This is a genomic window from Humibacter ginsengisoli (assembly GCF_054780095.1).
In genome coordinates this window covers 379829-391993 of sequence record NZ_BAAGWZ010000002.1, presented here as the reverse complement: position 1 = coordinate 391993, position 12165 = coordinate 379829, and the positions used below count along the sequence as shown (strand labels likewise).

At 68.3% G+C, this 12165-nt stretch carries 12 protein-coding genes and 1 riboswitch; of the genes, 3 read left to right on the top strand and 9 right to left on the bottom strand.

Going from position 1 to position 12165, the window contains the following annotated elements:
* Positions 1-41: 41 nt before the first annotated feature.
* Positions 42-527 (top strand): DUF2269 family protein, encoded by a 486-nt coding sequence (locus tag ACYVI5_RS04175; protein WP_460579116.1) that lies wholly within the window; start codon positions 42-44, stop codon positions 525-527.
* A gap of 4 nt (positions 528-531) precedes the next feature.
* Here the strand turns inward: ACYVI5_RS04175 and ACYVI5_RS04170 are convergent, their stop codons facing one another.
* From ACYVI5_RS04170 to ribD, 5 genes are read right to left on the bottom strand one after another with little or no spacing between them, the layout of a single operon-like run.
* On the bottom strand, positions 532-945 hold the full coding sequence (locus ACYVI5_RS04170; RefSeq protein ID WP_460579115.1) for a hypothetical protein: 414 nt from the start codon (positions 943-945) through the stop codon (positions 532-534).
* A gap of 22 nt (positions 946-967) precedes the next feature.
* Positions 968-1447, bottom strand: coding sequence for a 6,7-dimethyl-8-ribityllumazine synthase (gene ribH / locus ACYVI5_RS04165; protein WP_460579114.1), 480 nt, complete (start codon positions 1445-1447; stop codon positions 968-970).
* Positions 1444-2811 carry a bifunctional 3,4-dihydroxy-2-butanone-4-phosphate synthase/GTP cyclohydrolase II gene (ribB, locus tag ACYVI5_RS04160; protein ID WP_460530791.1) on the bottom strand — a complete coding sequence of 456 codons (1368 nt, stop codon included), beginning with the start codon at positions 2809-2811 and terminating at the stop codon, positions 1444-1446. The genes ribH and ribB overlap by 4 nt, the downstream gene beginning before the upstream one ends.
* On the bottom strand, positions 2808-3512 hold the full coding sequence (locus tag ACYVI5_RS04155; protein ID WP_460530794.1) for a riboflavin synthase: 705 nt from the start codon (positions 3510-3512) through the stop codon (positions 2808-2810). Before ACYVI5_RS04155 ends, ribB begins: the two co-directional genes overlap by 4 nt.
* Before the next feature lie 2 nt (positions 3513-3514).
* Positions 3515-4669 (bottom strand): bifunctional diaminohydroxyphosphoribosylaminopyrimidine deaminase/5-amino-6-(5-phosphoribosylamino)uracil reductase RibD, encoded by a 1155-nt coding sequence (ribD, locus tag ACYVI5_RS04150; RefSeq protein ID WP_460579113.1) that lies wholly within the window; start codon positions 4667-4669, stop codon positions 3515-3517.
* A 99-nt stretch (positions 4670-4768) separates the two neighbouring features.
* Positions 4769-4966: riboswitch (FMN riboswitch) on the bottom strand.
* 215 nt (positions 4967-5181) lie between these two features.
* Between ribD and ACYVI5_RS04145 the strand changes: the two genes are divergently transcribed.
* A complete protein-coding gene (locus ACYVI5_RS04145; RefSeq protein ID WP_460579112.1) occupies positions 5182-6177 on the top strand; it encodes a hypothetical protein in 996 nt (331 codons plus the stop codon).
* Positions 6178-6357: 180 nt separating this feature from the next.
* On the opposite strand, the gene ACYVI5_RS04140 is transcribed toward ACYVI5_RS04145, so the two are convergent.
* From ACYVI5_RS04140 to ACYVI5_RS04125, 4 genes are read right to left on the bottom strand one after another with little or no spacing between them, the layout of a single operon-like run.
* Entirely contained in the window at positions 6358-7101 is a 744-nt protein-coding gene (locus ACYVI5_RS04140) for an HAD family hydrolase (RefSeq protein ID WP_460579111.1), read from the bottom strand.
* A gap of 8 nt (positions 7102-7109) precedes the next feature.
* The gene (gene trpS / locus ACYVI5_RS04135; protein ID WP_460579110.1) at positions 7110-8120 is read right to left on the bottom strand and encodes a tryptophan--tRNA ligase; all 1011 of its coding nucleotides are present in this window, start codon (positions 8118-8120) and stop codon (positions 7110-7112) included.
* A 25-nt stretch (positions 8121-8145) separates the two neighbouring features.
* Positions 8146-8985 (bottom strand): exonuclease/endonuclease/phosphatase family protein, encoded by an 840-nt coding sequence (locus ACYVI5_RS04130; protein WP_460579109.1) that lies wholly within the window; start codon positions 8983-8985, stop codon positions 8146-8148.
* 10 nt (positions 8986-8995) lie between these two features.
* Positions 8996-10396 carry a YihY/virulence factor BrkB family protein gene (locus ACYVI5_RS04125; protein ID WP_460579108.1) on the bottom strand — a complete coding sequence of 467 codons (1401 nt, stop codon included), beginning with the start codon at positions 10394-10396 and terminating at the stop codon, positions 8996-8998.
* Positions 10397-10506: 110 nt separating this feature from the next.
* Between ACYVI5_RS04125 and ptsP the strand changes: the two genes are divergently transcribed.
* Entirely contained in the window at positions 10507-12150 is a 1644-nt protein-coding gene (gene ptsP, locus ACYVI5_RS04120) for a phosphoenolpyruvate--protein phosphotransferase (protein WP_460579220.1), read from the top strand.
* The last annotated feature ends 15 nt before the right edge of the window (positions 12151-12165 follow it).

Below are 12165 nucleotides of genomic sequence, written 5' to 3'. Positions count from 1 at the left end.
TGCACGTTCAGCGAACTCACACCTGCCGATAGTCTGGAGCCATGAACGTGGCGAACGTGATTCTGGGCATCCTGCATGTGGCGGCGGCGGTCTTCATCGTCGGACCGATGGCCGTTCTTCCGATGACCGCGATGCGCGCGATCAGGGCAGGTTCCCCGAACCAGGTGCGAACACTGGCGCGGTCGACGAATGTGTTCAGCCTGCTGTCGCTCGCGGTCTTCATCTTCGGATTCGGTGCTCTCGGCACCTCGGACCCCAAGTACCACACGAGCATCTCGTCGACGTGGATCTGGCTGTCCATCGTTCTGTACGTCATCGCGCTGGGTCTCACCCTGTTCGTCGTCGTGCCCGCGATGCGGCGCGCCGCAGACGCGATCGAGGGCGAGGAGGCCGTCGAAGAGGAGGACCCGGCCGCCAAGCCCGCCCCGCCTGCGGCTAACGGCGGTTATGGTCCGCTGGCCGCCACAAGCGGCATCTCCAGCCTGCTGCTCCTCGCCGTCGTCGTGCTCATGGTCTGGAAGCCTTGACGGCTCAGTCCGCAGCGCGCCACGACGAGACGAGCCGCGTGACGTCGGCGGTCAGGCGGTCGTTGCTGTTGCCGCACTGGTAGGTGTCGAGCTTCGCAGACGACCCGTCGCCGAGCCGCATGGCGAGGTGCGTGGTGACCCCACCGGCGCAACCGTTGCCGGATGCCTGCCTTGCGTCGCCCGGATGCCATCCGTCGTCGTGCAGTACCCGCTGCAGCGCCGCGAGCCGGTCGGCGTCTGTCGTGGTGCGGGTCGAGTCGTCGAAGTTCGGCACAGCCTGCGACTGGCTGTATGCGACCGAGGTCAACGTGCCGTTCCAGGAACCGGGGCGTGCGACGACGATCACGATGACGACGACGATCGCGACCGCGACCACCGCCCCACCGACCCAGAGAACGAACTTGCGCGCGTTGCTCACGTGCTCAGCATAAGCGCGGCGCTCAGGCTCCCTGCCGCAGCTCCCGCAGGGCGATCGCGGTGGCGATCGCAGCGTGTGCGGCCTCCGCGCCCTTGTCCTCCTTCGAGCCGGGCAGCCCGGCGCGATCGAGTCCCTGCTGCTCGTCGTCGAGCGTGAGCACGCCGAATCCGACGGGTTTCCCGGTGTCCAGCGCAACCCGGGTGAGTCCATCGGTGGCCGCCGACGAGACGTACTCGAAGTGCGGAGTGCCCCCGCGGATGATCACGCCGAGTGCCACGACCGCGTCGGCGCCGGCATCCAGCGCAGCCTTGCTCACCACCGGCAGCTCGAAGCTGCCGGGAACCCGCACCAGCTTCCAGTCGGCTCCTGATGCCGTGAGCTCGCGTTCGGCCCCCGCGACGAGTCCGTCGCCGATAGCCTCGTGCCACGTTCCCGCGATCACCACCACCCGCAGGCCCTCGGCGTTCAGGGTCTCGTGGTCGGGTGCGCCGGCTCCGCTCATCGGGTCGCGCCTTTCTGCTCGGGGGTCGGAATCGTCTTCGTAGCGACGTGGTGTGCGATCAGTTCGTCATCGGAGGCGGCGGCATCCTGTTCGAAAGCGCCGTCCAGGTCACGCAACTCGGCGTCCGTGACGGGCAGAAGGTGTCCCAGCCGGTCGCGTTTCGTCTTGAGGTACTGCTCGTTCAGCGCACCGAGGCCGACGACGAGCGGCACCCGCTCCTCGACGACGACGCCGTGCTCGTTGAGCTGGTTGACCTTGTCGGGGTTGTTCGTGAGCAACCGCACGGAATGCATCCCCAGATCGGAGAGGATCGCGGATGCCGCGCCGTAGTCCCGTGCGTCGATCGGCAGTCCGAGCGCGAGGTTGGCGTCGAGGGTGTCGAGCCCGTCCTCCTGCAGCCGGTACGCGCGCAGCTTGTTGATCAGGCCGATGCCTCGGCCCTCATGGCCGCGCAGGTAGATCACCACTCCGCCGTCCCGCTGGATCGTGTCGAGTGCGGCATCCAGCTGCGGACCGCACTCGCACTTCAGGGAGCCGAACGCCTCGCCCGTCAGGCACTCGGAGTGCACCCGCACGAGCGACCCGGATTCGCGGGGTTCGCCCGCGATGATCGCGACGTGGTCGGCACCGGTCATGCGGTCGCGGTAGGCGCGCACCCGGAACGGCCCGTGCGTCGTCGGAATGGTGGTCTCGACCTCGAAGATGACGCGCGAGCTCTCGGGAACCGGGGCGACCGCCTCGAGAGGCGTGTCGCAGTGGAATTCCTGCAGGTAGGCGATCAGCGCCTCGATCGTGATGACCGGCACGTTCTCGCGCGCGCCGAATTCGATCAGCTCGGGCAGGCGCATCATCTCGCCGTCGTCGGCGACGACCTCACCGATCGCGCCGACCGGTGTCATGCCGGCGAGCTTCAAGAGGTCGACCGTTGCCTCGGTGTGCCCGTCGCGCTCCCGCACGCCGCCGTCGACGGCCCGCAGCGGAACGATGTGGCCGGGGCGATGCAGGCTGCGAGCGGTTGACGACGGGTCCGCGAGCACGCGGAGCGTGTGCGCGCGGTCCGCCGCGCTGATGCCGGTGGAGAGCCGGTCTGCGGCGTCGACCGTGATCGTGTAGTTGGTGCCCCTGGAGTCCTCGTTGTCCACGACCATGACCGGGAGCTCGAGCTTGTCTGCGAGCTCGTTGGTCAGCGGTGCGCAGATGAAGCCGGAGGAGTGCCGCACCAGCCAGGCAACCCATTCCTGCGACGCGGTCTCGGCGGCGAGCACGATGTCGCCCTCGTTCTCGCGGCTCTCGTTGTCTGCTACCAATACCGGTCGTCCGGCGCGCAGCGACTCCAGCGCCTCGGGGATCGTCGCCAGTGTCATGCTTCGCTCCTCACAGCGGTGTCCCGGTTCGCACCGGAGACGCGACTCGTATCTGCGTCGCGACGTTCATCGGAGACGCGGTGCCGGGGGGATGCCTGCTCGAGTGCGAGCATCCGCTCGACATGCCTCGCCAGGATGTCCGTCTCGACGTTCACCCGATCGCCCACCTCCCTGCCGCCCAGGGTGGTCGCCGCGAGGGTCTCCGGGATGAGGGAAACCTCGAACCACTGCTGCGGGGCGCCTGGGTCGCTCACGGCGGAGACGGTGAGTGAGACACCGTCGACCGCGATGGATCCCTTGCGTGTGACGAGGGAGGCAATCTCGGGGGAGAGGCTGAATCGCACCACTCGCCACGCCTCACCCGGCGTCACGGCCAGAACGGTCGAAATGCTGTCGACGTGGCCCTGCACGATGTGTCCGCCGAGCCGATCGCCGACGAGTGCGGCGCGTTCCAGGTTGACCGGGATGCCCGCTGCCGCGTCGTCGAGCGTGCTCACGGCGAGCGTCTCGGCCATCACGTCGGCGGTGAAGGAGTCCTCCGTCTGGTCGATGACGGTGAGGCAGACACCGCTCACGGCGATCGAGTCGCCGTGCCGGGCGCCCTGCACGGCGAGTGGGCCGCGCACCGTGATGCGTGCCGCGTCGGCACCGCGTTCGACGGCCGTGATCACGCCGAGTTCTTCGATGATTCCAGTGAACATCCTCACGCTCCTTGGGTGGGCAGTTCGGGGGTGGGCAGTTCGGGGGTTGGCGGTTCGGGGAAGCGCGTGCGGTCGGGCCGTGCCTGCTGCCTCGCGTCGTCATCGTGCCGCGGATTGAGCGTGCGTGCTGCAGGGTTGGTCGCCACGACGAGCAGGTCGTTGCCGAGCCGCTGAACGCCATGAAGGCACAGGTCTCGTTGCTCTGCGATGGAGTGCACGCCGATCTCGTCAAGCGCAGTGCGCGGGCCGCCCAGCAAGGTGGGCGCCAGGTAGACGTGGAACTCGTCGACGAGCCCCTCGCGCACGAAGGCGCTGGCCAGCATCGGCCCGGCCTCGACATAGGCGGTGCGCACTCCGCGCTCCCGCAGCTCGACGAGCGCGCCGGCGAGATCGTGACCGGACAGGAAGATCGGTGGATTCGGATGCCGCCGCACGGCCGCGTCGTCCGGCACAACGCGGTCGCCGAGCACGACCGGTACCGGCTGGTTCGACAGCAGCTCGCCCGCGTCGCCGCGTGCCGTGAGACTCGGGTCGTCGGTGAACACCGTCCCGGTGCCGACGATGATCGCGTCGGATGCCGCACGCCGCTCGTGCACGTGCTGACGCGCCGCGGAGCCCGTGATCCACCTGCTGGTGCCGTCGGATGCGGCGACGCGGCCGTCCAGGCTGCTCGCCCACTTCAGCGTGACGTACGGGCGGCCGAGGCGTGCGGCCACGAGCCAATCCTGCAGGAGCCGCGTCGCGGCATCCGCTTCGACACCGGCGATGACCTCGACGCCGGCCTCGCGCAGCCGCTTCGCACCGCCGTGCGAGGCGTGACCCGGGTCGTCGACGGCGTAGACCACGCGCGCGATGCCGGCTCCGATGAGTGCTTCACTGCACGGCCCGGTGCGGCCGGTGTGGTTGCAGGGCTCGAGGGAGACGACGGCCGTCGCTCCGGATGCCTGCTCCGGCGTGAGCTTCGACAGTGCGTCGACCTCCGCATGGAGCGTGCCGGCCCCGCGGTGCCAGCCTTCGGCCAGCACCTCGCCGCCGGGGGAGAGAATGACGCATCCGACCCGGGGGTTCACCCCGCGTGCAGGACCGAGAGCGGCCAATTCGAGCGCGCGGCGCATCGGCGCCTCGAAGCTCTGCGCCTCGAACCCGATGTCGGTCATCCCGGTCTCCGTCTGTCCTGCTCCGCCTATCTGGCGGTGGGCGGACCCCGGGGTTTCCTCGGATACATGCCGACGGCACGGATGCTGACGCAACCGTGCGTGTGCTGCCTCCCATCCGGACTCTGTCGCATTGGGCTTCCACTGCCGAAGCAGCCGAAGCTCAAAGCGCCATCACCGTCGGTGCCGGGATTCCACCGGCTCAACCTCGCCGCCCGCTGTTGCTTTCACACAACGACTGACGCCTCGGCTCGCGGACTTTCACCGCCGGTTCGGACTCTCACCGACCCCGGAGCACTGCCTACATGCTACCAACGCGTGCTCGACCGCCGTATTCCCACGTCTCGCGGCGACGCGGGGCGGGCGCCGTCGCCCGGGCCCAACCGACCCGGGGGTCACTCGCCGGCTCGCCCAGTCCACCGGTTCGTAACTCCTGCAGATTGTGGGCAAGGAGGCGGCAACTGGCGAGTCTGCGCCTGTGCAGTCGACGATCTGCAGGAGTTACGAACGGTGGGATGGCGTGGGCGCATCGCGCGGGTCGCTTACTCTTGTCCTCCCCAGCGGTATCTCCGGCGGTTGTTTTCACAGTTCTGCTTCGTCGCGAGCCACCATGTCGTTCGCCCGTCAAAGCTGGCGCGATGGGTTGGGATGACGCGTTCCGAATGACGGGCCGAGACGTGCTGAGTCGAGCAGAACTCATCGGCTTGGGTGCGACCAGTCGCTCGCTGACCGCCGCCGTTCGCGGCGGCGCTCTACGCCGGCCTCGGCGCGATCACTATTGCCTTCCATCGCTTGACGCGGACGGCCGTTCAGCGGTTCGCATAGGCGGCCGGCTCACCTGTGTCTCGGCGCTCAGGAGCTATGGTGTTTTTGCGGTGGAACCTCGTGCACCGCACGTCCACCTGAGCCGAGCCGCGAGTCGGCTACGGGCGCCCGCCGAGAAACGTCAGCGACTGACGAAGGAGAACCGCGGCGGAGCTGTTCTGCACTGGCAGCCGCTCATAGTCTCCACGGCAGGCGACGATCATCGCGTAGGGCTTCTCGATGCTCTTGCACACGTCGTTCGCTGTCAGAAGTCGTCCCTCGCGATCGCATCGATCGACAACGCATGGCACCTCGGCCTGATCGATGAGGACGCGATCGCCGAGCTATTCGCTCGGCTGCCGCAGCGCTACGCGTGGATGCGATCACGACTCAATCCCCTTGCCGAAGCAGGAAAGGAAACTGTCTTGCGTCTCATCGTCGAGGGCCTTGGGCTGCGCTACGAGATTCAAGTTCACTTGGACGGCCTTGGCCGGGTCGACATCGTGGTCGAAGACGTGCTCGTACTCGAAGCGGACAGCCGTGCTCATCATGACGGCTGGTCGCTACATGTACGAGACCGTGAGCGAGACCTTCAAGCGGCGCGTCTCGGCTACGCGTCGCTCAGGCCGGCGTACCAGCACACGATGGAGCAGCCTGAGCTGGTGAGCGCAGCCATCGAACGCTTGGTCGCCCTGCTGAAGCGGTAGCCGAATTGCCGATTCGCCCGACGCCGGCCCTCTGCTGGGTTCGTAACTCCTGCAGAATGGCCTTGCCTTCCGCCAGATCCGGATATCCAGGACGCGAATCGCAGTGCCCAGACCAATTCGCAGGAGTTACGAACCTGAGGACGCGATGCGAATGCGGGAATAGGACGGGCAGATGATCCGTCAGAGGTGCAGCGCGGCGGGCAACGCCGGGAGGCCGGTGATGCGCGCTACGCCGAGCTGCTCGGCCGCTGCGTGTTCGGACTCGGACACCTCGGCGCCATACCGATCGATCCACACGCCGGTGAGGCCCGCGCGGGCCGCGCCGATCGCATCGGTGCCGAGCCGGTCGCCCACATACGCGGCCTGCTCCGGCTCCACTTCGAGCCGGGTACAAGCCAGCTGGAAGATGCGCACGTCCGGCTTCGTGATGCCTACGTCGCCCGAAGCCACGATCGCATCGAATCGATCCCGGATGCCGATCGCGTCGATCTTGCGCAGCTGGTAGTCCAGCTCGCCGTTCGTGACGATACCGAGACGCACACCGGGCAACCGGGCACGAAGGGAGTCGAGGCAGGGGAGCGCGTCGTCGAACAGGCCCCACTCGTCCGTGTAGTGCTCGAAGTAGTCCGAGAACCATGCAGCGGCCGCCTCCGGCGTGAGCGTCACGCCGTGCCGCGCCGCATACTCCCGCGCCCTCGCCCGCCGCTGCTCCTCGTGGCTGAGCTCGCCGCCGAGATACCGGTGGTAGTGCTGCTCCTCGAGGCGGCGCCAGAACGCGGTCTCGGCGTCGGCGTCCGACGCATCGTACGGATGCCCGAGCCCGCGCACATACGCCAGCAGACCGCGCTCCACCGCGTCTCTGTGCGCGAACAGCGTGTCGTCGAGGTCGAAGAGCACGGCACGGGTGCTCGTCGCAGCAGACATCCGTCTCGTCAGAGCCGCACGCGACGCAGGAATCCGACCCGCTCGTACGCCTTCGCCAGTGTCGCCTCGGCAACCTCGGATGCCCGCTGTGCGTTCGCCGCCAGCAGTCGGTCCAGCTCCGCCGGGTCGCCGAGCAGCTCGAGAGCGCGCGCACGTACCGGCTCGAACTCGCCGATCACGACCTCCGCGAGCCCCTTCTTCAGGTCGCCGTAGCCGCGCCCGTCGTACTCGTTCGCGACCGCCTCGATGCTCTGTTCGCTGAGCGCCGCGTAGATCGCCAGGAGGTTGGAGACGCCGGGCTTCTCCTCCCGGTCGAAGCGCACGACGGAGTCCGTATCGGTCACCGCGCGCATGATCTTCTTGCGCGTGACACTCGGCTCGTCGAGCAGCAGGATGAGCCCAGCCACCGAATCGGACGATTTCGACATCTTCGACGTCGGACTCTGCAGATCGTAGATGCGGGCGGTGTCCTTCTGGATGATCGCCCGCGGCACCACGAATGTCTCACCGAATCGCGAGTTGAAGCGCTCCGCCAGGTCACGGGTGAGCTCGACGTGCTGCCGCTGGTCGTCGCCCACCGGCACGTCCACGGCGTCGTAGAGCAGGATGTCCGCAGCCATCAGCACCGGGTACGTGAACAGGCCGACGCTGGTCGAGTCCGCGCCGTACCGCGACGACTTGTCTTTGAACTGCGTCATGCGCCCGGCCTCACCGAACCCCGTGATGGTGTTCAGCACCCAGGCGAGTTCGGCGTGCGCGGGCACGTGCGACTGCACGAACAGCGTCGAAGCCGTCGGGTCGATGCCGGCGGCGATGTACTGAGCGGCCGTGCGCCGGGTCTTCTCCGCCAGTTCCTTCGGGTCCTGCGGCACCGTGATGGCATGCAGGTCGACGACGCAGAAGAACGCGTCGTGGCTGTTCTGCAGCTCACGCCACTGCAACAGCGCGCCGATGTAGTTGCCGAGGTGCAACGAATCGCTCGACGGTTGGATGCCGGAGAAAAGGCGTGGCTTGCTCATGGGTTCCTTACGTGTGGTGCTGTCTTCAGAGCGCGTAGTCGACGACGACGGGGGTGTGATCCGACCATCGTTCCGCGTACGACGGCGCCCGGTCGACGTGGTAGTCCACGACCTTGCCGGCGAGCTTCGGCGTCGCGAGCTGGTAGTCGATGCGCCACCCGGTGTCGTTGTCGAACGCCTGGCCACGCCAGGTCCACCAGCTGTACGGGCCGTCGACCTCACCGGCCCACTTGCGGCCGACGTCGACCCAGCCGTACCCGGCGCCGTCGTTGTAGTGCTCGTCGTCTTCCGCACCGAGGATCTTGTCAAGGTACGCGCGCTCCTCCGGCAGGAACCCGGCGCGTTTCACGTTGCCCTTCCAGTTCTTGATGTCGAGGGTGCGGTGGCCGATGTTGAGGTCGCCCATCACGGCGGCCAGTTCGTTGTGCTCGGGCAGTGCCTTCATGCGGGCATCCATCGCGTCGAGGAATCGGTACTTGTAGACCTGCTTCTCGGTGCCCGCCTCTCCGGAGGGCACGTATGCGCTCACCACCGTGACGATGCTTCCGTCGACCTCGTAGTCCGCCTCGAGCCAGCGCCCGGCGGTGTCGAAGTCCTCGTCGCCGAGCTCGACACGGTGAATGGATGCCTTGCCGCGGCTCGCCAGCGCAACCCCGGCTCGCCCCTTCGCGGTGGCCGCATCGTGCAGCACATCCCACTCCTCACCGAGCAGGCCGGTCAGGTCGTCAGTGGAGGCGCGCACCTCCTGCAGAGCGAGGATGTCCACACCGCGCTTGTCGAGCCACGCGCCCATTCCGCGCCGGAATGCGGCTCGGATGCCGTTGACGTTGACCGTGGCAATGCGGAGCGTGCGGCGGGAAGGCATGCGTAAAAGATTAGCCGGGGCCGCCGACATCCTTCGTGCGGTGGTGGTTGCCGGCCTCCGACCGCTCCGCCTCGCCGACGACGGCTTCCATCCACCAGCTGCGCTTCTTCGGCGGCGTCGGCGCGGGTTCGCGGGCGACGTCTTCCAGCCGTTGGTGTGCGTCGCGCACCTCCCGGTTCGCGAACCACTTGGCCAGTCCACGAGCCCTCGCAGCCTTCCGCTCGGCATCCTCCACCCGGGTCTGGGCGACCAGCAGCCTCGCCGACCGTTCGGCCAGCGCCTTCTCATAGGCGAGCTGCTCCGGCGTGCGTCTGCGCGGCTCGATGCGGTGGTCGGACATCCCGACAGCGATCCATGCCGCGGCGAGCAAGATCATCCGGCAGATCATGTTGAACCACAGCAAGAGCCCGACGAACACGGCGAACGTCGCCAGCAACGGATTGCGGGTGACGCCGCCGATCAGCAGGCCGCCCAGAACGCTGAGACCGCTGAGCGCGACAGCACCGAGCAGCGGACCGAGCACGAGGAACCGCCACGGGATGACCACGCGGGAGAGCACGCGGTACATCGCCACGAGCACGAAATAGTTCAGTGCGATCGAGACCGCGAAGCCGACTGCCCGGGCGAAGAAGTTCGGCCAGAAGCCGCTGTCGATGCCGAACAGGCCGAGCACGAACGTGATCGCCTCGGTGGTGATCAGGGTGATGGATGCCGAAACGATGAGCACCACACCGAACACGATCGCCAGGCCGAGGTCGGTGATCTTCTGCAGGGCGTAGTTGCGTTCGTCGCGCTCGAGGTCGAACATCGCCCGCACGGCCTGGCGGGTGTAGTACAGCCAGGCGATCGCGGTCCAGAGCAGGCCGATGAGCGCGATGATGCTCGTCCAGCCGAAGGTCGTACCGAGCGATTGAAGCGCATCCTGGCTGATCACGCCCTCGTGGCCGTCGGTCCCGATCAGGCCTGGCACGGCCTCGTTGATGATCTTCACGAGCGCCCGGAAGAGGTCCGTGTTGCTCGTGAGCCAGTATCCGGCGATCGAGAAGCCCACCCAGAGTGCGGCGAAGATCGCGAACAGCGACTGGTACGACATGCCCGCCGTGCGGAGATTGCCGTCGTTGTGCGAGAACTGGATCCACACCCGGTACGGCTTCAGCGCCGTGACCCAGCGCCACCAGCGGTTGACCTTCCGCACGGGCCTGGCCAACCTGTCGCGCAGCGGGTCGGCGAACTCCTCCAGCCGTTCCGTGAGTTGTTCCCGCTCGTGCTGGGCCTCCGCGCGGAGCCGTTCGATGCGGCGGTGCTCGGCTGGATCCGGATGAGCGACAACGGATGCCTGTGCCCCGGCTCCCGCGCCCGTCCCGCGTCCCCCGGGCGGAGCATCCGTCGACTTCGCGTTCCGCCGCGCCACGGCCTCAGCCTATGGGCGATCGAAGGTCGGCGATGGGAGCGAGCGGCGACGATCCACCGGATCGTCGCTTATAGCTCGACCGCGCGCGGCATAGGCTGGGACCCGTGTCGATCCAGATCGCGGGCATCGGCGTTGGCCACGGCGTCGCCGTCGGCCCCGCCCTGCGCATGCCGGACCCGATCGGCGAGCCCGACGACGTGGAGTCTCACGCGGAGGCATCCGACGAATACCGCCGGGTCGTCTCCTCGTTGGAGGCGGTGACGGACGAACTCGTCGAGCTCGGGCACCAGGCAGGCGGTGACGCCGAGGAGATCCTCGAGGCACAGTCGCTGATGGCGCAGGATCCGGCGGTGGTGGATGACATCCGGCAGCGGATCGGCGACGGCAAGACCGCCGAACGCGCCGTGTTCGAGGCCTACGAGGAGTACGCGAAGGTGCTCGAGGGCCTGGGCGAGAACCCTGCGGCTCGCGGTGCCGACGTGCGCGACGTCGCCAGGCGTGTGATCGCGAGGCTGCGCGGAGTCGCCCTCCCCACGGTGCCGCGCTCTGACGCACCGTTCGTGCTCGTGGCGCACGACCTCGCGCCGGCCGACACGGCGACTCTCGACCTCAGCAGGGTGCTCGGGGTAGTCACACGCGACGGCAGCAACTCGTCGCACACGGCCATCCTCGCCCGCAACAAGAACCTCGTCGCCGTCGTCGGAGCCGCGGGCAGCGACGCCATCGTCAACGGCCAGACGGTGATCGTCGACGCCGAACACGGCCGGGTGGTGATCGATCCGGATGAGCAGTCCGTCGCCGCCGCCGCGGAGCGGGGCGGCACCGTCGCGGCCCCCCGCCCTCTGACCCCCGGCGCGCTGGCGGACGGCACGCCCGTTCCGCTCCTGGCCAACGTCGGCGCCCCGGAAGAGGCCGCGCCGGCCGTCGCGCTCGGAGCCGAGGGCGTCGGACTGTTCCGCACCGAGTTCCTCTACCTGGATGCCCGCAAAGCGCCGCCCGTCGACCTCCAGCGGTCCCGCTACCGCGACCTCATGGCCGCGTTCCGGGGTCGCAAGGTCGTGGTGCGTGTGCTGGATGCCGGCGCCGACAAGCAGCTCGCCTTCCTCGGACACACGCACGAGGAGAATCCCGCGCTCGGGCGTCGCGGCATCCGTGCCCTGCGAGAGCACGAGGGCGTGCTGCGCGACCAGCTCGCGGCGCTCGCCGGCGCCCAGGAAGACACCGGCGCCGACCTGTGGGTGATGGCACCGATGGTCGCGGACGTCGCCGAAACGGCCTACTTCGTGGAGCTCGCCCGCTCACTCGAACTGAGCACAGTGGGCATCACGGTAGAGGTCCCCTCCGCGGCGGTGCTCGCCGACCAGCTCGTGCCCCTGTGCGACTTCGTCAGCATCGGCACGAACGACCTCACGCAGTACGCGCTGGCCGCCGACCGGATGCTCGGATCCGTCGCGCAATACCAGAATCCCTGGCATCCCGCCGTGCTCCGCCTGATCAAGATGATCGGGGATGCCGGCCGCGCATCGGGCACGCCCGTCGGCGTGTGCGGTGAGGCAGCATCCGACCCGCTGATGGCCGTCGTGCTGGTCGGGCTCGGCGCAGAAGACCTCTCCATGTCGCCCGGCGCGCTCGCCGACGTGCGGGCCACGCTCGCCAAGGTCACCCTCGAGCAGGCCCGCGATCTGGCCGCACGCACACTGGCGCAGACGAGCGCAGCGGATGCCCGTGCCGTCGTCGCCGAGGCCCTCGCCTGACCATCTCGCCCATAG